17 protein-coding genes are annotated in these 21117 nt (G+C 65.6%); 10 read left to right on the forward strand and 7 right to left on the reverse strand.

Annotated features, from left to right (window positions below):
• Window positions 1-54 precede the first annotated feature (54 nt).
• The 3 genes from AC0WRY_RS17020 to AC0WRY_RS17030 all read right to left on the reverse strand — a co-directional run bounded on the left by AC0WRY_RS17020 (window position 55) and on the right by AC0WRY_RS17030 (window position 4740).
• Window positions 55-1278 carry a GGDEF domain-containing protein gene (locus tag AC0WRY_RS17020; RefSeq protein ID WP_194408071.1) on the reverse strand — a complete coding sequence of 408 codons (1224 nt, stop codon included), beginning with the start codon at window positions 1276-1278 and terminating at the stop codon, window positions 55-57.
• An 86-nt stretch (window positions 1279-1364) separates the two neighbouring features.
• Window positions 1365-2867: an AMP-binding protein gene (locus AC0WRY_RS17025; protein ID WP_491120015.1), complete on the reverse strand. Its 1503-nt coding sequence runs from the start codon at window positions 2865-2867 to the stop codon at window positions 1365-1367.
• Between the two features lie 4 nt (window positions 2868-2871).
• Window positions 2872-4740, reverse strand: a complete 1869-nt coding sequence (locus AC0WRY_RS17030) for an extracellular solute-binding protein (protein WP_491120017.1) — start codon at window positions 4738-4740, stop codon at window positions 2872-2874.
• A 259-nt stretch (window positions 4741-4999) separates the two neighbouring features.
• On the opposite strand from AC0WRY_RS17030, the gene AC0WRY_RS17035 reads away from it, so the two are divergent.
• Window positions 5000-5818 carry an invasion associated locus B family protein gene (locus AC0WRY_RS17035; protein WP_491120019.1) on the forward strand — a complete coding sequence of 273 codons (819 nt, stop codon included), beginning with the start codon at window positions 5000-5002 and terminating at the stop codon, window positions 5816-5818.
• Window positions 5819-5894: 76 nt separating this feature from the next.
• On the opposite strand, the gene hspQ is transcribed toward AC0WRY_RS17035, so the two are convergent.
• Window positions 5895-6227: a heat shock protein HspQ gene (gene hspQ / locus AC0WRY_RS17040; protein ID WP_028136346.1), complete on the reverse strand. Its 333-nt coding sequence runs from the start codon at window positions 6225-6227 to the stop codon at window positions 5895-5897.
• A gap of 106 nt (window positions 6228-6333) precedes the next feature.
• Between hspQ and AC0WRY_RS17045 the strand changes: the two genes are divergently transcribed.
• Window positions 6334-7287 carry an AEC family transporter gene (locus AC0WRY_RS17045; protein ID WP_211416983.1) on the forward strand — a complete coding sequence of 318 codons (954 nt, stop codon included), beginning with the start codon at window positions 6334-6336 and terminating at the stop codon, window positions 7285-7287.
• A gap of 21 nt (window positions 7288-7308) precedes the next feature.
• On the opposite strand, the gene AC0WRY_RS17050 is transcribed toward AC0WRY_RS17045, so the two are convergent.
• Window positions 7309-8493: a UbiH/UbiF family hydroxylase gene (locus tag AC0WRY_RS17050; protein ID WP_491120022.1), complete on the reverse strand. Its 1185-nt coding sequence runs from the start codon at window positions 8491-8493 to the stop codon at window positions 7309-7311.
• Window positions 8494-8715: 222 nt separating this feature from the next.
• Here AC0WRY_RS17050 and pcsA point away from each other — a divergent pair, with 222 nt between their 5' ends.
• The 3 genes from pcsA to AC0WRY_RS17065 all read left to right on the forward strand — a co-directional run bounded on the left by pcsA (window position 8716) and on the right by AC0WRY_RS17065 (window position 11276).
• Entirely contained in the window at window positions 8716-9483 is a 768-nt protein-coding gene (gene pcsA / locus AC0WRY_RS17055) for a phosphatidylcholine synthase (RefSeq protein ID WP_491120024.1), read from the forward strand.
• On the forward strand, window positions 9480-10226 hold the full coding sequence (locus tag AC0WRY_RS17060) for a TerC family protein (RefSeq protein WP_491120026.1): 747 nt from the start codon (window positions 9480-9482) through the stop codon (window positions 10224-10226). The genes pcsA and AC0WRY_RS17060 overlap by 4 nt, the downstream gene beginning before the upstream one ends.
• A 75-nt stretch (window positions 10227-10301) precedes the next feature.
• Window positions 10302-11276, forward strand: a complete 975-nt coding sequence (locus AC0WRY_RS17065; protein ID WP_491120028.1) for a quinone oxidoreductase family protein — start codon at window positions 10302-10304, stop codon at window positions 11274-11276.
• A 67-nt stretch (window positions 11277-11343) separates the two neighbouring features.
• Here the strand turns inward: AC0WRY_RS17065 and AC0WRY_RS17070 are convergent, their stop codons facing one another.
• A complete protein-coding gene (locus tag AC0WRY_RS17070; protein WP_194408080.1) occupies window positions 11344-12534 on the reverse strand; it encodes an acetylornithine transaminase in 1191 nt (396 codons plus the stop codon).
• A 430-nt stretch (window positions 12535-12964) separates the two neighbouring features.
• On the opposite strand from AC0WRY_RS17070, the gene AC0WRY_RS17075 reads away from it, so the two are divergent.
• Window positions 12965-13906, forward strand: coding sequence for a hypothetical protein (locus tag AC0WRY_RS17075; protein ID WP_491123477.1), 942 nt, complete (start codon window positions 12965-12967; stop codon window positions 13904-13906).
• Window positions 13907-13915: 9 nt separating this feature from the next.
• Here the strand turns inward: AC0WRY_RS17075 and rimO are convergent, their stop codons facing one another.
• Window positions 13916-15241, reverse strand: coding sequence for a 30S ribosomal protein S12 methylthiotransferase RimO (rimO, locus tag AC0WRY_RS17080; RefSeq protein WP_211416988.1), 1326 nt, complete (start codon window positions 15239-15241; stop codon window positions 13916-13918).
• 111 nt (window positions 15242-15352) lie between these two features.
• Between rimO and AC0WRY_RS17085 the strand changes: the two genes are divergently transcribed.
• The 4 genes from AC0WRY_RS17085 (at window position 15353) to AC0WRY_RS17100 (ending at window position 20829) form a co-directional block, all read left to right on the forward strand.
• Complete coding sequence (locus AC0WRY_RS17085; RefSeq protein WP_194408083.1) at window positions 15353-15943, forward strand: ANTAR domain-containing response regulator; 591 nt, start codon at window positions 15353-15355, stop codon at window positions 15941-15943.
• Window positions 15940-17103, forward strand: coding sequence for a CmpA/NrtA family ABC transporter substrate-binding protein (locus AC0WRY_RS17090; RefSeq protein ID WP_194408084.1), 1164 nt, complete (start codon window positions 15940-15942; stop codon window positions 17101-17103). Before AC0WRY_RS17085 ends, AC0WRY_RS17090 begins: the two co-directional genes overlap by 4 nt.
• A 337-nt stretch (window positions 17104-17440) precedes the next feature.
• A complete protein-coding gene (locus AC0WRY_RS17095; protein ID WP_194408085.1) occupies window positions 17441-19222 on the forward strand; it encodes a NirA family protein in 1782 nt (593 codons plus the stop codon).
• On the forward strand, window positions 19219-20829 hold the full coding sequence (locus AC0WRY_RS17100; RefSeq protein WP_194408086.1) for a sulfite reductase subunit alpha: 1611 nt from the start codon (window positions 19219-19221) through the stop codon (window positions 20827-20829). Before AC0WRY_RS17095 ends, AC0WRY_RS17100 begins: the two co-directional genes overlap by 4 nt.
• The last annotated feature ends 288 nt before the right edge of the window (window positions 20830-21117 follow it).

A 21117-nucleotide genomic window follows, 5' to 3' on the forward strand; every position in this document is an offset into this window, starting at 1 on the left:
GCCCCGGTTCTGCAGCGCACCGCGAAGAGCGCTGCGCCCAGGGCACGAGAGCCGTTACGACGCCGCCCGTGACGCGTCCGCCGACAGCCGGGCCAGCAGCGACCGTGCCGTGTCCGACGGCGACAGCGAGTCCACGCTGACCACGGGCTCGCTGCGCATCTCGTGCTTGCCGTTCGAGGTATGCCGCATCACTGCCGACAAACGCCGCGCGATCATATGCGCGGTGCGGAAGTCGGTCTCCGCGAACACGACGATCACCGAGCCGTCCTTCTGCGCTACGCCGAAATCCATCTGCCGCATCAGGCGGCTCAAAATACGCGCGGCGTCGAGTTGGGCGCGGGAATTGCCGGGGTCGAAGGCGAAGCGTGCGACCGAGAGGCCGCCGCCGCGCGCCAGTGTCTGCTCGACCGCCTTGGCGAAATCGCGGGCGAAGGCTTCCGCCGTCAGCAGGCCGCTGCGCGGATCGAGCCAGCCGCCGGCATCGATCGAGCGCAGCGTGCGGCTCAATTGGGCTTCCATCGCGTGCTGGCGGATCAGCGGCAGCGCATTGGCCGCGACCCTGGCCGGCTCGCCGGGGATCAATTCGAGATTGGGCAGGTCGTAGGTCTGCGTCAGCTGGTGCGCGGTGACGACCACGGGCAGGCTGCGAAAGCGGGTGTCCTCGGCAAGCACCGTCAGAAAGGCGTCGGTGACGCGCGCGGTAAAGCCCTCGGCAAGGACGACGCCGTCGAGGTCGCGGGTGTTGAGGTGTTTCGCGGCGGCCTCGATCGAGAGCGCGCCGACGACGCCGACGCGTTCGCCGAGCGCGACGGAGAGTGCGGGGTAGGCCGCGCCACGGCCGATCAGCAGCACGGTGGCATCGCGTGCGGGGTCACCCTCCGGCAGCGCGACTTTCACTTCGGGCAGACGGCGCAGCACCGTGGCGTGCAACGTGCGCACGCGTAGCGCGGCGCGGAGCCGTGCGATCAGGCGGTCGGGATGGCCGCCGCGCGAGGAAAAGGGCAGGGCGTTGTGAGGCAGCGTGCCCGCCGCATCCACGGCGACGAAAGGAAGGTAGGGCGATTGCTCGGCGATCTTCCTTGCGAGCGATGCCATATGCGGCTCGTGTCCGCCCGACATCATGGCGAGAATCGCGGCCGGCTGCACCTCTTCGACCGCGCGTGCCGCGCTGGCCCAATCGATATCGACCACGGGAAACAGCCGGGCCTCGTCCAGCGCCCCGACGAAGGGCGGCCGATCGGCATTGGACACAAAGAGGATCGGGCCCGCCTGGGACATTCGACAAACTCTGATCACGCGACAGATGCCGCGCAATCTAGTTTGGCCGCCTTAATGCGGCGTCAACGTTCCTGGCGAAACTGCGCCTAGATCGGCCCGGAGCGGTCGCGAAAAGCTTCGACCATCAAAGGGTTAAGCCCGAGCTCGCTGAGCGCCTCGCGGGCGCGCGCATTGTCCTGGGCGCGCCCGGCCAGCCTGTGCCCGGACAACCGGTCGGGCAGCGCGGTGAGCAGCGCGCCCTGGCCGAGCCGGCGTGCCCATTCTTGCAAATCGTTCGAGAGGAAGCGGTAGCCGCCGACGGCCATGATGCCGGAGGGCGGCGCGGTGATGCAGATCGCGCCGCTCGGACGGTCGAGCCGCGCCGCATAACCGGTGTCGACAAAGTCGCGCGGCGGTTGCGCCGTCAGGGTGTCGCCGACCGGCTGGGGCGGCGCATAGGCCGCGATCGGCACCATCGCGCCGCGCAGGCCGAGCGTGCCCTTCGGCGTCAGCAGGATCTCGCCGGCAATGGACGAGCCGGACTGCTCGCGCGGAGCGCCGTGCGGCCCGGGCATCACCGCGACCGGCATGCCGTCCTCGCCGCGGCGGGCACCGAACAGGCCGGCTTCACCGAACAGATAGACGTCGGTCAGCGGCGCATGAGGCGCGATCCATGCTTCGCTCGCCGCCACTTGCTCGGGCGCGCGCCACAGGCCAATGATGTTGCGCAAGGAAGGCATCCGCGCCGCCAGGTCGGAATCGCCGAGCCGCAGCGCGAGCTGCGCCGGCGCGATGAGCACCTCGCATTCATGCTCGTTGATCTGCTGCTCCAGCACCTCGTTCTCGAACGGATGATGCAGCGCCAGCGCGCCGCCCGAGAGCAGCCACACCGCGAGCGAGGAGGCGAGGCCGGCGAACGACATCGGCGCGAAGGCCGCCATCACCGTCGCGCCCTGCCTGATGTCGGCTTCGAGCGACATTGCGAGCCCACCGGCGATCAGGCTGAAATGCGGCCGCGGGACCGGACGAAAGCCTTCCGCGGTGACGTCGAAGGAGATCATCGCCGCCTTGCGGCCGTCCTGGATCACGGTGCGCGTGGTGCCAGGCGGGCGTGCCAGCACGTCGTCGAGCGACGCCATGCCTTCGGGCAGATCGGTCCCGAAGCCGCAGACGTGGCGGATCGAGAAGGCCTCGGCCGCCGCATGCATCGCGAGGTCGGCATAGCCGACGCCGTCGACCTTGCTCATGGTGACGATGGCGCGAGCCGCCGTCCGGTTGAGCGCGGCGGTCAGTTCCGCATGGCGCCACAGCAGCGGCAGCACGGCGACGACGAGGCCGGCACGATGGGCGGCGAGCACCGTCAGCACGAACTCGACCGTGTTGGGCAGCTGGATCGCGATGACGGAATTGGCCGGCAGCCCCGATTCGACGAAATGGGCTGACAGCGCCTCGATGGCCGTGTCGGCCTCGGCGTAGCTCATTCGCCGCGGCTGGTGCCCGGTCACGCGTGCCTTGTTGAGGGGATCGAGCAAAGCGGCCGCGTGCGGCTGCCGGGTCAGCGTGCGCTGAAACAGCGTGTCGAGCGTCGGCGATGCGGCTGGCTGGTTCACGGCGTCACTTTGCTTGAGTGGCTTGCGGCTGCCCCTTCGACCACCAGGTCTCCGGCAAATAGCCGGAGAGCGAGGTGGCCTTGGGCCGTTCTATCCGATTCCAGCGCGCGATCCATTGCTCGGATACGTTAAACAGGGGGATTGTGTAGAAGCCTGCGATCAGAGCCCGGTCGAGCGCTCGCACAGACGAGACGAACTCCGTATGTTCACGGGCCTCGAGCAGGGCGGCGATCATGGCATCGACCGCCGGATCCCTGGCGCCCATGTAGTTGCGGGTCCCCGGATTGTCCGCGGCCGCGCTGCCCCAGTAGAAAGATTGCTCGTTGCCGGGCGACAGCGACTGGTCCCAGCGGTTCTGGATCATGTCGAATTCGTAAGCCAAACGGCGCTGGTCGAACTGCACGGGGTCGACCGACCGCACGCTCGGCTCGATGCCTGCGCGCTTGAGGTCGCGCTGGAACGCGAGCGCGATGCGCTCCTGGTCGCGGGTCGTGACCAGTATCTCGAAGCTGAAGGGCGCCTTGGTCGCGCGGTTGCGCAGCACCGTGCCGTCGAGATCGTAGCCGGCCTCGGACAACAGTTTCAGCGCCGCGCGCAACGTGGTGCGGTCGCGTCCCGATCCGTCGGTCACGGGAAGGCGGTAGCTGCCGTCCATGATGTCGGGTGGAATTCGAGCGGCGAACGGCTTGAGAAGCTCACGCTCGCGCGCGTCCGCTGGCCGGCCATAGGCCGACAGGTCGGATCCGGCGAAATAGCCGGCCACGCGCGAATAGAGCCCGAAAAAGTAGTTGCGGTTGACCAGCTCGAAATCGAACAGCAGCGTCAGCGCCTGGCGCACGCGGATGTCGGCGAAGATCGGCCGGCGCGTGTTGAACACCAGGAATTCGGATGGCTGCGGCAGGCCCGGCCTGACGGTGTCGCGGATCACTTCGCCGCTTTTTGCGGCGGGGAAATCATAGCCGTCGTGCCAGCGCAGCGGCTCGTGCTCGACGCGGAAATCGTAGAGGCCGCGCTTGAAAGCTTCGAACTGGCCATTGGCCTCGCGAAAATAGTCGAGCCGGATCTCGTCGAAATTGAAGAGCCCGCGGTTGATTGCGAGGTCGCGGCCCCAATAGTCGGGATTGCGAGTGAGCGTCACGCTGGCGCCGGGTCTCACGGCCGTGACGCGATAGGGGCCGGAGCCAATCGGGCTCGTCAGCGTCGTTTCCTCGAAGGTCGCGACGTCGACCGCGTGCTTGGGCAGGATCGGCATCAGGCCGAGGATCAGCGGTAGCTCGCGATCATTGGCGCCGGTGAGGTCGAAGCGGACGGTGAGTGGATCGGTCGCCTCGGCCTTGGCGACCTTGGCGTAATACTGCCGGTGGTTCGGCCGGCCGTGGTCGCGCAGCAGCTGCCAGGAGAACAGCACGTCTTCCGCAAGCACAGGCTTGCCGTCGGAGAAGCGGGCGCGCGGATCGAGACGGAACGTGACGAAGCTGCGCTCATCGTCGGTCTCGATGCTCCTGGCGAGCAGGCCGTAAAGCGTGAACGGCTCGTCATTGCCGCGGGCCAGCAGGCTTTCGACCACGTAGCTCCGCATCTGCTGCACGGCCAATCCCTTGACGATGAAGGGATTGAGGCTGTCGAAGGTGCCGAGAACGCCCCAGGTCAGGCGGCCGCCCTTGGGAGCATCGGGGTTGGCGTAGGGCATATGGCTGAAATCGGCAGGCATCGCCGGCTTGCCGTGCATGGCGATGGCATGGGTCTCGTCGGCGCGTGCGGCGCCTGTCGACGGTCCACTGACAAGCGCCAAGCCAAGGACCGAGGCCATCACCAGGGCCAGGACGCAAAGGCGGACACCGGGGCCCTCGAAGCGGCGTTGGAACATGAACATCAGCACACGTTGATTCGAAGACCCGCGGGTCTGAATCCTATCACAGGGAATTCACTGGGCTGAGCTTGCGGCGTGGCCAAAGGCGCTTGTCGGCATTGATCTTTTCGTCGGCCACGTTAAGAAGGCACCCAATCGCGCAAGAGCGTCGAGCCCGTCACTTATCCGCCTCAATTGACGGGGAGAGAGCCGCGCCCAAGGCGGCCAGGTTCGGCGCTTCGGAGCGGTTCGGGCACTTCCCGTTCAGAAAGGGTTTTCCGCAATGAATTTCCGTTACTTGGCCGCGTCCGTCCGGCCGCGCGGGCGACTTCTCGCCTTGTTGACGGCGACGGCGTTGGCCGTCCCGTTTGCCGCCGAGGCCCAAACCCCGGCACCGGCCCCCGGCGCGCCCAAGGCGACTCCGGCCCCGAAAGCGGCTCCCAAGGCTGCCCCCAAGGCTCCGGCGCCGGCCGCTCAGGCCCCGGCCCAGCAGGCTCCGGCCCAGGGCGCTCCGGCGCAGCAGGGCGCGGCCCAGCCGGCCGACCAGCAGATCCAGCTGATCTACGCTCCCTGGACCAAGTTCTGCCTGAAGGGTCAGGACGCCAATGCCAAGCAGGTCTGCTTCACCGGCAAGGACGGCCGCATCGAGTCGGGCCAGCCGGTCATCGCCGCCGTCATCATTGAGCCGGAAGGCGAGCCCAAGAAGATCCTGCGCGTGACGCTGCCGCTCGGCATGCAGCTCGTGCACGGCACCCGCATCATCGTGGACAGCAACGCGCCGCTGCAGCAGCCCTATGTGATCTGCTTCCAGAACGGCTGCATGTCGGACTACGAAGCAACGCCCGAGCTCATCAACAACATGAAGAAGGGCCAGAATCTCGTTGTCCAGGCGATCAATGCCAACGGCGCGCCGCTGACCCTGCCGCTGCCGCTCGCCGGCGAATTCCAGAAGGCCTATGACGGTCCGCCGACCGACCCGAAGGTGTTCGAGGAAACCCAGAAGAAGCTGCAGGAAGAGCTGCAGAAGAAGGCTGACGAGCAGCGCAAGAAGCTCGAGCAGCAGGGCACGCCTCCGGGCGCACCGCCCACGGGTCAGAAGTAATCGGACCCAATCCCGGACATGAAAAAGGCGCTCGTTTCGAGCGCCTTTTTTGCTGGCCGCTGTCGGCGGAGAAATCCTAGTTCAGCGAGGGATTGCGCGGGCGATAGCCGCCATCCTTGTTCTTGATGAAGATCTCGGCCACCTGGGAATGCCGGACCGGCTCGCCAGACTCGTCCGGCAACAGGTTCTGCTCGGACACGTAGGCGACGTATTCGGACTCCGCGTTCTCCGCGAGCAGGTGGTAGAACGGCTGGTCCTTATGGGGCCGCACCTCCTCGGGGATCGACAGCCACCACTCCTCGGTGTTGTTGAATTCCGGATCGATGTCGAAGATGACGCCCCGGAACGAGAAGATCCGGTGGCGCACGACCTGTCCGATCTGGAATTTGGCGGTCCGCGCTTTAATCATTCCCCGTCGATAGACCAGGATTGTGGCCGATGCTAGTGGCCTCATCTGGAATTAGCGTTCACTAAAGGGGCGGATAGCCCCCAAATCTTCAGAAAACACTTCATCAATGGTCGATATCCTCAATCTTGCGCTACCTTATTTCGGCCTGATCTTCGTCGGTTTCGCCTGCGGCAAGGTCAAATCCCTGCCGGAATCAGGCCTCGCCTGGATGAACTTCTTCCTGCTCTACGTGTCGCTGCCGGCACTGCTGTTTGCGATCATGTCCAAGACGCCGTTCTCGGAATTGAACAACCCTCCGTTCCTGGTTGCGACCACGCTGTCCACCGTCGCCGCCTTCACCCTGGCGCTGGTCGTGGGCAAGGTTTTCGGCCGGCTGACATTGCGCGAGGCGACGCTTGCGGGTCTGTCCGGCGGCTACGGCAATATCGGCTATATGGGGCCGGGGCTGGCGCTCGCCGTGCTGGGGACCAAGGCCGCGGCGCCGACCGCGCTGATCTTCTGCTGCGACAGCATCTTCCTGTTCACCATCGTGCCGCTGCTGATCGAGCTCTCCGACCGCGACCATCCCTCGATCGTGCACGCCTTCGGCGTCGTGCTGAAGCAGATCGTGCTCAACCCGCTGATCATGTCGGCCTGTTTCGGCGCGGCCTTCGCATCGCTGCATCTCGAGATGCCGGTCGCGCTCGATCGCACGATCACCTTCCTGCAGAACGCGGCGGCCCCGACCGCGCTGTTCGTGCTCGGCGTGACCGTGGCGCTGCGCCCATTCGACCGAGTGCCCTGGGAGGTGCCGGGCGTGATCGCGATCAAGTTGCTGTTCCACCCGCTCGCGGCATTCGGCCTGATGCTCGCGTTCGGGCCGTTCGCGCAGCCCTGGGCCGCGACCGCCGTGCTGATGGCCTCGCTGCCACCGGCGCTGAACGTGTTCGTGATCGCCCGGCAGAACGACGCCTGGATCGAGTCCGCCTCCGTCGCGGTGCTCCTCGGCACCTTCGCATCCGTGGTCACGCTGACCAGCGTGATGTGGCTGCTCCAGACAGGACGGCTGGCGTTTCCGTGAGCGGGCTTAGCGGCGCCAGAACTACCTTCGCCAGGTCGGCGTCAGGCCCTCGCGCATCGCAAGACGGCGGAGCGGGCCAATGGCGCCGAGCAGGTGCATGCCGACGGCACGGACCGGCTGCAGCGGCAGGAAATCGTTGAGCAGGGAGCGGTTGGCGATGTCGATCGCAAAGGTCCGGCTCAGAATGTCCGGGCGCCGTGCGCGGTCGTAACGCTTGAGCACCTCGTCCGCGCCGGGATCCTGTCCCGCAATGACGGCTTCGCCGGCGAGCCGGGCGATGTCGGCGGCGTCGCGCAGGCCGAGATTGAGGCCCTGGGCGCCGATCGGGGGAACCACATGGGCGGCTTCGCCGACCAGCGCGATGCGGTCGCGGCCAAAGGATTTGGGGCGTTCGATCGCCAGCGGGAACAGGTTGCGCCCAGGCTCCACACTCATGCGTCCCAGGATCGAATGCGACTGCTTCTCGATCTCGGCGGATAGCTCCGCATCATCGAGGCTCCGCAGCCGCTCGGCCTCGGCAGGAGCCGAGACCCAGACGACGCTGGAGCGGTTGCCGGGCAGGGGAACGAACACGCAGGGACCGTGCGGCGTGTGGAACTCGGTCGAGACGTTGCGATGCGGCCTGATGTGGCCGACGTTGAAGGTCAGCGCGGTCTGGGACAGCTCGCTTCGCGTCACCGCGATGCCGGCAGCCTCGCGGCACAGCGAATGCCGGCCGTCGGCGCCGACCACGAGGCGGGCGACGAGAAACTGCGCGGAGGCCGTGCGGATTGCGACGTCGTCGGCTTCGATCACGACGCTTTCGGCCTCGTCGTCGAACCGGACGAGATTGGGCAGCTCCGCCGCGCGCTCTTCCAACGCCAGCATCAGCGAGCGGTTGTCGATGTTGTAGCCGAAGGCGTCGAGCGCGATTTCGTGACAGGAGAACCGGACCTCGGGGCTGCGGAACAGCCGGCCGGTGTCGTCGACGAGGCGCATGACCTCGAGCGCGGCCGCCTTGTCCCTGCAGCGCGACCAGACGTCGAGCGTCTCCAGGAAGTCGACGGAGGCACCCAGTAACGCTGTAGTGCGGTTGTCGGCATAGGGAACGCGCCGCGCCACCAATGCGGTCCGGGCACCCGCCTGCGCCAGGGCGATCGCCGCGGCAAGTCCCGCCGGCCCGCCGCCGATCACGGCGGCGTCATGGAGTGTCGATGCGTCTGTCATGGAACGACAATTGACACGCCCGGCGGCAAATTCAAGCCCGACTATCTCCGCCGTCATTCCGGGGCGCGCGGTTGGCGCGAGCCCGGAATCCATCGGGCCGCAGAGACGGTTGAAGAATGGATTCCGGGCGCGACGCCCCGGAATGACGATGGGGGGACAGCGAGTTCGCGCTCCTGAGGTTTTTGCCTCGCTTTATGGCCAATTGTGCGACGGCGCGCCGCAATGGCGGATGTGCAAATCGGCCTCATTCTGATAGCAGAAGCCATGGATAGCCAAGAGGATTCCCTGAAGCCCACGCCCGCGATCCGCGCCGCGGCTTTCTCGGTGCACATCTTCACCGCGTTCGGCGCGGCAATCGCGCTGCTCGCGATGCTGGAAGCCGTGCGCGAGCACTGGGCGGCGATGTTTCAATGGCTGGGCGTCGCCCTGATCATCGACGCGATCGACGGTCCGATCGCGCGCCGGCTCGACGTCAAGAACGTGCAGCCGAACTGGTCGGGCGACGTGCTCGATCTCGTGGTCGACTTCGTCACCTATGTTTTCGTGCCGGCCTATGCGATCGTGGCCAGCGGTTTGCTGCTGCCGGTCGCAGCGCCCTTGCTCGGCGTCGCCATCATCGTCACCAGCGCATTATACTTCGCCGACCTGCGCATGAAGGCGGACGACAATCACTTCCGCGGCTTCCCGGCGCTGTGGAATGCGGCAGCGTTCTATCTGTTCCTGCTGCACTGGCCGCCGCTATGGTCGACGCTGCTGGTGACCGCGCTCGTCGTGCTGACCTTCGTGCCGTTCCACGTGCTGCATCCGGTTCGTGTCGTGCGGCTGCGCTGGCTGACGATGTCGCTGATCGCGATCTGGGCGGTGCTCGGCCTCTACGTGCTGGAGATGGATTTTCGGGTCGGCGCCGGCGTCACCATCGTGCTTTGCGCCATCGCGCTCTGGATCAGCTTCAGCGACGCCTTGATCCGCCTCGTCAGATCCTTCGCATGATGCACCTCATCACCAGCCCCGAGGCCTGGGCCGCGCTGCTGACATTGACCGCGCTCGAGATCGTGCTCGGCATCGACAACGTCATTTTCATCTCGGTGATCGTCTCGCGCATCCCGGAGAAGCAGGCGCATCGCGCCCGCCAGATCGGGCTGACGCTGGCGCTGGTGTTTCGGCTCATCCTGCTCAGCCTGCTGGTCTGGCTGATCGGCCTGACCGCGCCGGTGTTCTCGGTTGCCAATCAGGACTTCTCCTGGCGTGACCTCATCCTGATCGGCGGCGGCCTGTTCCTGATCGCCAAGGCGACGCACGAGATCCACGCCGAGGTCGAGGCCGATGACGACAGTAGCGACCAGAAATCCGGCGGCAGCGCGTTCTTCTGGGTGATCGTCCAGATCATCATCATCGACATCGTGTTCTCGCTGGACTCGATCATCACCGCGATCGGCATGGCGCAGGACATCGAGATCATGATCGCGGCGGTCGTGATCGCCTGCCTGATCATGTACATCTCGTCGGGTCCGGTGGCGCGATTCGTCGCAGAGCATCCGACCACGAAAATGCTCGCGCTGGCCTTCCTGGTGCTGATCGGCGTCGCGCTGGTCGCGGACGGATTCGAATTCCATATTCCGCGCGGCTACGTCTATTTCGCCATTGCGTTCTCGGCGGCGGTTGAATTCTTCAACGTGCTGGCCAAGCGCAATCGCAGGAAGACCGGCAAGAAAACCGGCGAGCCGTCCGCGTAGCCGTTCCAGCTGCCATCGAGTTGACAAGGCGGGCGCGATGTCTTTCGCTGGCCCTGGAGAAGAGGAGGTCAGGTGATGACCAAAGCGGTCCGTGTGCACAAGGTCGGAGGCCCCGAAGCCCTGGTCTATGAGAGCGTCGACGTGCCAGCGCCTGGTCCCGGCGAGGTGCGGATCCACCAGCATGCGGTCGGCCTGAATTTCATCGACGTCTATTACCGCACCGGTCTCTACAAGGCCCCGGGACTGCCCTTCATCGCCGGCAACGAGGCCTCGGGCGAGGTGGTCGCGGTCGGGCCCGGTGTGACGCATTTCCATCCCGGCGATCGCGTCGCCTACTACCACAATCTCGGGGCCTATACCGGCGAGCGCAACATCCCTTGGGAGAAGCTGGTCAAGCTGCCCGACCACATCACCCACGAGCAGGGTGCCGTGCTGATGCTGAAGGGGCTGACCGTCTGGTATCTGCTGCACAAGACCTTCAAGGTCGAGCCGCACCACCGCGTGCTGATCCATGCCGCGGCCGGCGGCATCGGCCTTCTGGCCTGCCAATGGGCGAGGGCGCTCGGGGCGCACGTCATCGGCACCGTCGGCTCGCGCGAGAAGGCCGAGCTCGCCGAAGCCAATGGCTGCGACCACGTCATCCTCTACAACGAGGAGGACTTCGTCGCCCGCGTCAAGCAGATCAGCCGCAACGAGGGCTGCGACGTCGTTTATGACGGCGTCGGCAAGGCGACCTTCCCGGGCTCGCTGTCCTGCCTGAAGCCGCGCGGGATGTTCGTTTCCTTCGGCAATGCCTCGGGTCCGGTGCCGCCGTTCTCGATCGCCGAGCTCAACAATCACGGCTCGCTGTTCGCGACACGGCCGAAGCTCAACGACTATGTCGGCACGCGCAAGGAGCTCCTGGAAGGCGCCGACACGCTGTTCGCCGCCGTCATCAACGGCAAGCTGCACGTGCCGATCAACCATGCCTACGCCCTCAAGGACGCGGCGAAAGCGCATATCGATCTGGAAAGCCGCAAGACCACGGGCGCGTCGATCTTGAAGCCTTAGTGTCGCGTCCCGGCTCAGCAGCGCACCGCCCAAGAGGCGCTGCGCTGCGTCCGGGGCACAAGCGGCTCTACGCCACCCGCCGTGCCGCGCCGGCCTTGGTCAAGATCCCGTCGAGACAATCGATCATCTCGGCGATCTCCGCCTTCGCGACGTTCAGCGCCGGCATGAAGCGCAGGGTGTCGACCTGCGGGGCGTTGAGCAGCACGCCTTGCTCGAAGGCCTGCGCGACGATGCCGGGTGCGATCGGCAGCTTGAGGTCGAGCGCGAGCAACAGGCCGCGTCCCCGCACGCCGCCGAGGCCGTGCCGGGCCGAGACCTTCTGCAGCTCGCTTTCCAGCAGGAGGCCGGTCTCGGTGACCTGTTTCAGAAAGTCCGGCTGGCTGACCTCCTCGAGCACCGCAAGGCCCGCGGCGCACATGATCGGATTGCCGTTGAACGTGCCGCCCTGATCGCCATGCTCGAAGCAGGAGGCGCGCTCGGTCGCGAGCAGGGCTGCGAGCGGGACGCCGCCGCCGATGCCCTTGCCGAGCGTCATGATGTCGGGCGAGATGCCCGTGTGCTCATAGTGGAAGAGTTTCCCGGTGCGGCCCATGCCGGTCTGGATCTCGTCGAAAATGAGCAGCAGGCCGTGCGCCTCGGTCAGCGCGCGGAGCTGCTGCAGGAACGCATCGGTGGCGGGCCACACGCCTGATTCACCCTGGATCGGCTCGAGCATCACGGCAACGGTGTTGTCGTTGATCAGCGCTTCGACCGAGGCGATGTCGTTGAGCTTGGCCTTCTTGAAGCCCGCGACCTTCGGCTCGAACAGCGGCTCGAACGCCTTCTTGCCCGAGGCCGACATCGTCGCCAGCGTCCGGCCGTGGAAGCCGCCTTCGAAACTGATGATCTCGAACGCGCCGCCCTTGTGCAGGCTGCCGTATTTGCGCGCGAGCTTGATCGCGCCTTCGTTGGCTTCCGCGCCGGAATTGGCGAAGAACACCTGGTCGAAGACGCTGCCGGCGACCAGCGCCTGCGCCAGCTTCAGGCTCGGCTCGTTGTAGAAGGCCGGGCTCGGCGTCAGGAGCCGCCTCGCCTGGGCGCCAAGCGCGTCGGCGACCACCGCCGGAGAATGGCCGAGGCAATTGACGGCCCAGCCCTGCACGAAGTCGAGATAGCGCTTGCGGCTGTCGTCCCAGAGGTAGGAGCCGGCGCCGCGGACGAACACGGCCTTTGGCCGTGCGGTGATGTCCATCAGCGCGTCGTACGGATGCGTCGTCATGTCGAACTCCTCTGGAGGCGGGTGGAAAAGGGGCGCAAAAAGCAGAAAGGCCGCACCTTGCGGGTGCGGCCTTCTCGAAAAACTCGGCTGAATTCAGTGGTTCAGCGGCGTCCTCGGACATGGCGCACCCTCTCGTCGTCGCGGGAGCGACGGCGGAGCATCTCGGTGCGCAGGTTGGTCCGGGCGTTGATCATGGGGCGCGGCAATACATGCGGAGGGCAGGGCTTGTCAAGCGGGCGTTTTGCGGATGCTCGCCGAGCGAGTGCGGTTGCACGCGGTCATGCGAGGGGATTTCGCGCGCAGTTCGTCGATGGCGGCGAGAAACCATCCTGTCGCTGGCGCGTTTGTGATCGAAGGATGCGACTTGGTTCGAACCGAACGCAACTCGGCTCAGACCAAGATTGGCGGGACCAACGAGACAGTTTCAGCCTTGTCCGATACGCCTTATCCAATCGACCTCGACAGCATTCGCGGCGCATTTCCGCCGGGCATCGAAGCGCCCCCGCTGCTGGTCGACTTTGCCACGTGGCTCGACGGACGCCCGTGGGGCAGCGTGGGCTGCTTTGCGCTGCAGGGCCAGTTCTCCGATCATGCGCCGATCGTCGACGGCAGTCCGTTGCGCGATCGGTTTTCGCTGTTCATGCGGCTGCCGGATGGTTCGGCCGTCGGCGGCTGGTACGGCGCAGGTCTCGACCGCGACAACCCGCCGATCGTGGGGCTGGGGTCGGAGGGCGATTACGAACTGCTGGCGCCGAGTCTCGATGGTCTGCTCGCCAAACTGACGTCGCAACAATTCGACAATGCCTGGAGCGATCTCAAGCCGCATGACGAGGTCGAGTGCCAGACGGTCGAGCTCGCACAGTGGCTCGCCGGACGGCCGTATGGCGAACCGACAACGCCCGAGGAGACGTCGTCGGAGCTGCCGGACTTCCGCGGCTTCGTGGAGAAGTGGAGCCGGGATCGCGAAGACTATTGGGCCAATCATCGGCTGATGGCCGAGCTCGGCTGGCGGCTGGCCGCCCATTTGCCGAAAGGCAAGAACCCCTGGGACAAGACCCGTTTCGAGGTCGCGATGGTCGGCAAGCAGTACCAGGCGCGCGTGCTGTCGCGCGGGCCCCAGCCGTTCGCAGAAGCCGATTCAATCGAATCTCTGCTGCGCGATCTGCGCGAGGAGATGCGCCGCGCGCAGCCCGAGCTTGGGCTGTGGTACGCGATGAATTTCGGCCTCTATGCGGACGGCCGCGTCATGCCCAGCTTCGAATACGATGTCCGCCCGACGATCGAGGGCGAACCGGCGCTGCTTGCTGAAGCCAAGGCCGATCTCGCCCGCGCCCCGCGCCCGGAGCGCTGGGTGCCGAAATGGCTGGCGTGACGGAGTGCGTCAGAATCCCGCGACGCTGCCGTGCAGATCGTATTGATCGGCGCGCTCGATCTTGGCGGTGACGATCTCGCCGACGCGCAAGGGGCGGCGGCTCGTGAGGTACACCGCGCCGTCGATCTCCGGCGCATCGGCCTTGGAGCGGCCCTTGGCGACAGTCGGTCCGACCTCGTCGATGATGATCTGCTGGCGCGTGCCGACCTTGCGCTTCAGCCGGCGCGCGGAGATCTTCTGCTGGCGGGCCATCAGCGCGTTGTAGCGCTCCTGCTTGACCTCTTCCGGCACCGGGTTCTCGATCGCATTCGAGGTCGCGCCGGCAACGGGCTCGTATTTGAAGCAGCCGAGGCGATCGATCTCGGCCTCATCGAGCCAGTCGAGCAGATAGGCGAAGTCGGCATCGGTCTCGCCGGGGAAGCCGACGATGAAGGTCGAGCGAAGTGCGAGATCGGGGCATTCCTCGCGCCAGCGCTTGATCCGCGCCAGCGTCTTGTCCTGCGCGGCCGGCCGCTTCATCGCCTTTAGCACGTCGGGGCTCGCATGCTGGAACGGGATGTCGAGATAGGGCAGCACCTTGCCCTCGTTCATCAGCGCGATGACCTCGTCGACATGCGGGTAGGGGTAGACATATTGCAGGCGGACCCAGGCGCCGAGTTCGCCGAGCTCGCGCGCAAGGTCCAAAAATCTGGCGCGGACCTGGCGATCCTTCCACGGGCTCTCGGCATATTTGAGATCGACACCATAGGCCGAGGTGTCCTGCGAGATCACCAAGAGCTCCTTGACGCCTGCGCCGACGAGGCGCTCGGCCTCGCGCAGCACGTCGTTGGCGGGGCGCGAGACCAGATCGCCGCGCAGCTTCGGAATGATGCAGAACGTGCAGCGGTTGTTGCAGCCTTCGGAGATCTTCAAATAGGCGTAGTGGCGCGGCGTCAGCTTGATGCCCTGCGGCGGCACCAGATCGACGTGAGGATTGTGCGCCGGGGGCAGCGCGCGATGCACGGCGTCCAGCACGCTCTCGTACTGCTGCGGCCCGGTGATGGAGAGCACGCCGGGATAGGCCTGCTCGATTTGCTCGGGCTCGGCGCCCATGCAGCCGGTCACGATCACCTTGCCGTTCTCGGCCATGGCCTCGCCGATCGCCGAAAGCGATTCCTGCTTCGCGCTGTCGAGGAAGCCGCAGGTATTGACGATGACGATGTCGGCCCCGTCATGCTTGCGGGCGAGCTCATAGCCCTCCGCGCGCAGGCGCGTGATGATGCGCTCGGAATCCACCAATGCCTTGGGACACCCGAGCGACACGAAGCTGACCTTGGGCGCAGCCGTCTGATCCATATCCAAATCTGCCTGATTGACCGGCCTGAGCTAGTCCCAATTGCCCACAATTACAACCCTTTGCAGGGCGTTCCGGCGTGCTATGGATGAATCACCTGCCGTGAGTGAGCCATGAGCGCCGACCAGTCGCCCAAAATCGTGATCGTCGACGAAAGCCCGATCCGGGCCGCGATCCTGGAGGACGGGTTGCGGGAGGCCGGATTCACTGAGGTCGTCCATATCCGCGAGATGCAGAGCCTGCTGGCCCGTATTTATGCGGTGGATCCCGACATCATCCTGATCGATCTGGAGAACCCCAGCCGCGACGTGCTGGAGGCGATGTTCCAGGTCAGCCGCGCCGTGAAGCGGCCGATCGCGATGTTCGTCGACCAGAGCGATTCCGCCTCGATCCAGGCCTCGGTCGAGGCGGGGGTATCCGCCTACATTGTCGACGGGTTGAAGAAGGAGCGCATCAAGCCGATCCTCGACCTCTGCGTGTCCCGCTTCAATGCCTTCGCCAAGCTGCAGGAGGAGCTGGAGCGCACCAAGTCGCAACTCGAGGATCGCAAGATCATCGAGAAGGCCAAGGGCATCCTGATGAAGGTGAAGGGACTGACCGAGGACGAGGCCTACGTGCTGCTGCGCTCCACCGCGATGCGCGAGAAGAAGAAAATCGGCGAGATCGCCCAGTCGATCATCACCGCGTCGGAGATGCTGAAATGACCGCCCCCCTGCGTATCGGGTTCATTCCGCTGGTCGATGCCGCCGCGCTGATTGTCGCCGTCGACAAGGGATTTGCCGTTGCCGAAGGGCTCGACGTCGAGCTGGTCCGCGAGGTCTCCTGGTCCAACGTCCGCGACAAGCTCAATATCGGCCTGTTCGACGCCGCGCATCTCCTGGCGCCCGTGGCGATCGCGTCCTCGCTCGGGCTCGGCCACGTGAAGGTGCCGATCGCCGCGCCCTTCAATCTCGGTATCAATGGCAATGCGATCACGGTGTCGCCGGCGCTCCACGCCGCGCTAATGGAGGAGATCGACGGAGACCGTTTCGATCCGATGGCTACGGCGAAAGCGCTCGCAAAGGTCGTGGCCGAGCGGCGCAAGGCAGGTGCCGAGCCGCTGACCTTCGGCATGACCTTCCCGTTCTCGACCCACAATTACCAATTGCGGTTCTGGATGGCCGCGGCCGGCGTCGATCCCGACGAGGACGTGCGCCTCGTGGTGCTGCCGCCGCCCTACATGGTCGACAGCCTCAAGAGCGGCCATGTCGATGCGTTCTGCGTCGGTGCGCCCTGGAATTCGATCGCCGTCGATCTCGGCATCGGGCATATCCTGCATTTCGTCTCCGACATCCTCGACCGTGCAGCGGAGAAGGTCTTGGCAGTCCGCCAGGTCTGGGCCGACAAGCATCCGGACGTGGTCGCGCGCCTGGTGCGTGCGGCGGTGAAGGGAGCCGAGTTCATCGAGAATCCTGCGAACCTCGCCGAGGCAGCGCATATCCTGGCGCAGCCCGAGCGGATCGGTGTCGATGCCGAAGTGGTCCAGCGCACACTGACTGGACGCCTGAAGATTTCCCCTGACGGTACCTTCCGCGAGAGCGGTCGCTACCTCCTGGTCGGGCGGGAGCAGGCGGGGCGCCCCGATCCGGTTCAGGCCGCCTGGCTCTATGCACAGATGGTGCGGTGGGGGCAGACGGCGCTCACGCCGGAGGGCGTCAAGACGGCCATGGCCGTGTTCAGGCCCGACCTGTACGATGCAGCCCTCGGTCGCCGGCCGCCCGAGCAGGCTCCCGCGGCGTTCGGCGCATTCGCCGGCCCAGTCTTTGATCCCGGCAACATCCGGGGGCATCTCGAGGCCTTCGAGGTCGGGCGTTGGAAGGCCTGATTCGCAGTTGCCTATTTTTTGTGCTGATGAGCGCATCGGCTAAATTTTGAGCCGCGTGCTCGAATTTCGTGAGCCGCGCGGCCACCGGGATGTTCCCGACCCCCGCGTAATCATCTGAAATCACTGAGCTTCCGTTTTGCTCCAAGCTGGCACGCAACTTGAATGTTGCAGTGCGGCCAGCTTGTCACAGGTGCCTGCTGAGCCAAGTCCCGCAGCAACGAAGCTGATCGGACCGCTGGGGTGGCGAAGCCGGCTCTTGGAGCCAGCCTAGGTCCTCGCGGGTCGCGCAATGTCCGTCGATGCCACCGAGGTGGCCGCAGGAGCTTCGTTACCGACCATGAAAATCGATACGCTCGCAGTCGACTTTACCGACGAGCAGAAACGCTATCTCGAAGGTTTCACGACCGGTCTGCAGATCAGCCGGGTCGGGCGCGGCCTGGGTGGAGGCGGCGGCAAAGCGAATGCCGAGCCTGTTGGCCCCGATGCCGTGCACATCAAGGCGCAGGACAAGGTGATCGCGTCGGGCAAGAAGCTCGCCGACCAAGAGAAGTTCAAGCGCGACGAGCATCCCTTCGATGCCTATCCGCGGCTGCGCCAGCAGGCACTCGACAATGCGCCGCCGAGCCCGGCGGACAATTTCCGCTGGCGCTATTACGGCATCTTCTACGTCGCGCCGACGCAGGACTCCTACATGAGCCGGCTGCGGATTCCGAACGGCATCATGAAGCACTGGCAGCTGTCGGGCCTTGCCGATCTCGCCGACGAGCTGTGCGGCCCCTATAGCCACGTCACGACGCGCGCCAACCTCCAGCTGCGCGAGATCCCGCCGAAGCATGCGATCAGGCTGCTCGAGGGCATCCAGGAGCTCGGCCTGTGCTCGCGTGGCTCCGGCGCCGACAACATTCGCAACGTTACGGGGACGCCGACGGCCGGCGTCGATCCGCAGGAAATCATCGACACGCGCCCCTATGCGCGCGAGTGGCACCACCACATCCTCAACGACCGTTCGCTGTACGGCCTGCCGCGCAAGTTCAACGTCGCTTTCGACGGGGCCGGCAGGATCGCGGTGCTGGAGGAGACCAACGACATCGCCTTCACCGCCTATGAGGTGAAGGACGGTTTCGGCGTCGAGCCGGGCGTCTGGTTCCGCCTCGGCCTCGGCGGCATCACCGGGCACAAGGATTTTGCGAAATATTCCGGCATTATCGTCAAGCCGGAGCAGGCGACCGCCGTTGCCGACGCCATCGTGCGCGTGTTCATCGACCATGGCGACCGCACCAACCGCAACAAGGCGCGGCTGAAATACGTGCTCGACGCCATGGGCCATGACGGATTCCTTGGGCTGGTCGAGGAGCGGCTGAAGACGCCGTTCACGCGCGTGCCGGAGGAGGCATTTGCGCCGCGACCGGCCGCCGACCGCATGGCCCATGTCGGCGTGCACAAGCAGAAGCAGGATGGCCTCAACTGGATCGGCGTGTCGCTGACGCTCGGCAAGCTCAGCTGCGACCAGATGCGGGGCCTCGCCAAGATTTCGCACGACCTCGGCGACGGCGAGATCCGCCTGACCGTCTGGCAGAACCTGCTGATTTCAGGAGTGCGCGATGAGAACGTCGAGCTCGCCATTGCAGCGATCAAGCAGATCGGGCTCGCGGTCGAAGCCTCGCACATCCGCGCCGGCCTGATCGCCTGCACCGGCAATGCCGGCTGCCGCTTCGCTGCCGCCAACACCAAGCGCCATGCCGCCGAGATCGGCGACTGGTGCGAGCCGCGCGTTGCGATGGACAAGCCGCTCAACATCCACGTCACCGGCTGCCACCATTCCTGCGCGCAGCATTACATCAGCGACATCGGCCTGATCGGTGCGCGCGTGCCGGTGAATGAGGACGACACGGTCGAGGGTTATCACCTGTTCACCGGCGGCGGGTTCGGCCCCGACGCCGACGTCGGGCAGGAGGTCTATCACGACCTCAAGGCCGAGGACGCACCGAAGACGGTCGAAAAACTGCTCAAGGCCTATATCGCCCATCGCTCGTCGCCTGACGAAACCTTCCTCTCCTTTGCGCGCCGCCATGACGGCGAAACGCTGCGCAAGCTTGCTGATGCCGAGGTGTCCTCATGAACCAGATCACGCCTCCGCCCAGGCTCGATATCATTCCCGCCAGCGCACCGTTCTCCGATGCGCAGCGCTCCTGGCTGAACGGCTTCTTTGCCGGGCTGCTGTCGCCTGACGTCGCCGCGCCGCTGTCGGCGGAGCAGGGCGCAGCCGTCATGCAGGGCGCAGCCGGTGACGGCGACGACGGCGAAGCGCCCTGGCACGACCAGACCATGCCGATCGCCGACCGCATGAAGCTTGCGGAAGGGCGCCCCGTCCGCCGCAAGATGATGGCGGCGATGGCGCAGCAGGATTGCGGCCAGTGCGGCTACAATTGCCACGACTATTCGGAAGCGATCGCCAGTCGCAGCGAAGCACGGCTCAATCTCTGCGTCCCCGGCGGCAAGGAAACCGCGCGGATGCTGAAGTCGCTGTACGAGGAGCTCGACAAGGCCCCGGCAGCCAAAGCGGCGGACAAGCCTGACGCTCCGGCGCCGGCCGTGACGGTCACGATCGCTGAACCCGGCCGCTCGCGCGACAACCCTGTGGCCGCGACCTTCCTGTCGCGCCGCTTGCTCAACAAGGGTAAGTCGGAGAAGGAAACCTATCACATCGAGTTCGATCTCTCCGCGAGCAAGCTCGACTACATCGTCGGCGACAGTTTCGGCGTGTTTGCGCGCAACGATGTCGGCCTCGTCGACCAGATCATCGCGCTGCTTGGCGCCTCCCACACCACCAAGGTCAACGGCAAGACGCTGCGCGAGGTCTTGATCGACGACGTCTCGCTGTCGCCGGCACCCGACACGCTGTTCGAGCTGATCTCCTTCATCACCGGCGGCGCGGCGCGCGAGAAGGCGCGTGCGCTGGCACAGGGTGAGGATCCCGATGGCGATGCCGCGACGCTCGACGTGATGGCGGCGCTGCAGAAGTTCTCCGGCACGCGGCCGCATCCGGAGGCCTTCGTCGAGGCGCTGGAGCCGCTGCAGCCGCGGCTCTATTCGATCTCGTCCTCGCACAATGCAACACCCGGAAAGCTGTCATTGACCGTCGATTCCGTGCGCTACGTCGTCGGCAAGCGCAAGCGACTCGGCGTTGCCTCGACCTTCCTCGGCGAGCGCATCAATGAGGGCGAAGAGCTCAAGGTCTATGTGCAGAAGGCGCACGGCTTCGGCCTGCCGCAGGATCCGAAGACGCCGATCATCATGGTCGGCCCGGGCACCGGCATCGCCCCGTTCCGCGCCTTCCTGCTCGACCGCAAGGCGACCGGCGCGCCCGGCAAGAACTGGCTGTTCTTCGGCCACCAGCGCAGCGATTGCGACTTCTTCTACCAGGAGGAGCTCAATGCGATGAAGACCTCGGGTCTGCTCACGCGCATGTCGCTGGCCTGGTCGCGCGACGGCGAAAAGAAGTTCTACGTTCAGGATCGCATGCGCGAGGTCGGCCGCGAGGTGTGGACCTGGCTCGCCGAAGGCGCGCATCTCTACATCTGCGGCGATGCCAAGCGCATGGCCAAGGACGTCGAGCGTGCACTGGTCGACATCGTCGCCCAGTTCGGCGCACGTTCGACCGACGAGGCCGTCAGCTTCGTCGCCGAGCTGAAGAAGACGGGGCGTTTCCAGGCGGATGTCTACTAGGGACGACTTCGTGGGGGTGGGGTGAGCCGAAGGCGTAACCCACCTCTTCTGTCACGGCCGATGCAGAAGTGGCGGATGACGCCTTCGGCTGATCCTCCCACCGAAAGCTGTCATCCCGCCGCCATCGATCTCGGTTCCAGCTCGGTCGGATCTTAACGAAAAAGATTCTTGGAACCGGCGCTTGGAAAGAATTTGCAACTGCAAGAGGGCTTTTGGAGAGAACCCTCATCGCTATTTGCTCGGAAGTCTTGCCTGATACCCCGGTTGATCTCTCATAATCCCGCAAAT

The organism is Bradyrhizobium sp. T-12 (assembly GCF_058314695.1).

What these genes read in the sequence shown, in the direction of transcription:
- AC0WRY_RS17020 (WP_194408071.1), bottom strand. Translation starts at nt 1,278, where the DNA reads ATGTCCCAGGCGGGCCCGATCCTCTTTGTGTCCAATGCCGATCGGCCG.
- AC0WRY_RS17030 (WP_491120017.1), bottom strand. Translation starts at nt 4,740, where the DNA reads ATGTTCATGTTCCAACGCCGCTTCGAGGGCCCCGGTGTCCGCCTTTGC.
- AC0WRY_RS17035 (WP_491120019.1), top strand. Translation starts at nt 5,000, where the DNA reads ATGAATTTCCGTTACTTGGCCGCGTCCGTCCGGCCGCGCGGGCGACTT.
- hspQ (WP_028136346.1), bottom strand. Translation starts at nt 6,227, where the DNA reads ATGATTAAAGCGCGGACCGCCAAATTCCAGATCGGACAGGTCGTGCGC.
- AC0WRY_RS17045 (WP_211416983.1), top strand. Translation starts at nt 6,334, where the DNA reads ATGGTCGATATCCTCAATCTTGCGCTACCTTATTTCGGCCTGATCTTC.
- AC0WRY_RS17050 (WP_491120022.1), bottom strand. Translation starts at nt 8,493, where the DNA reads ATGACAGACGCATCGACACTCCATGACGCCGCCGTGATCGGCGGCGGG.
- pcsA (WP_491120024.1), top strand. Translation starts at nt 8,716, where the DNA reads ATGGCGGATGTGCAAATCGGCCTCATTCTGATAGCAGAAGCCATGGAT.
- AC0WRY_RS17060 (WP_491120026.1), top strand. Translation starts at nt 9,480, where the DNA reads ATGATGCACCTCATCACCAGCCCCGAGGCCTGGGCCGCGCTGCTGACA.
- AC0WRY_RS17065 (WP_491120028.1), top strand. Translation starts at nt 10,302, where the DNA reads ATGACCAAAGCGGTCCGTGTGCACAAGGTCGGAGGCCCCGAAGCCCTG.
- AC0WRY_RS17070 (WP_194408080.1), bottom strand. Translation starts at nt 12,534, where the DNA reads ATGACGACGCATCCGTACGACGCGCTGATGGACATCACCGCACGGCCA.
- rimO (WP_211416988.1), bottom strand. Translation starts at nt 15,241, where the DNA reads ATGGATCAGACGGCTGCGCCCAAGGTCAGCTTCGTGTCGCTCGGGTGT.
- AC0WRY_RS17085 (WP_194408083.1), top strand. Translation starts at nt 15,353, where the DNA reads ATGAGCGCCGACCAGTCGCCCAAAATCGTGATCGTCGACGAAAGCCCG.
- AC0WRY_RS17090 (WP_194408084.1), top strand. Translation starts at nt 15,940, where the DNA reads ATGACCGCCCCCCTGCGTATCGGGTTCATTCCGCTGGTCGATGCCGCC.
- AC0WRY_RS17095 (WP_194408085.1), top strand. Translation starts at nt 17,441, where the DNA reads ATGAAAATCGATACGCTCGCAGTCGACTTTACCGACGAGCAGAAACGC.
- AC0WRY_RS17100 (WP_194408086.1), top strand. Translation starts at nt 19,219, where the DNA reads ATGAACCAGATCACGCCTCCGCCCAGGCTCGATATCATTCCCGCCAGC.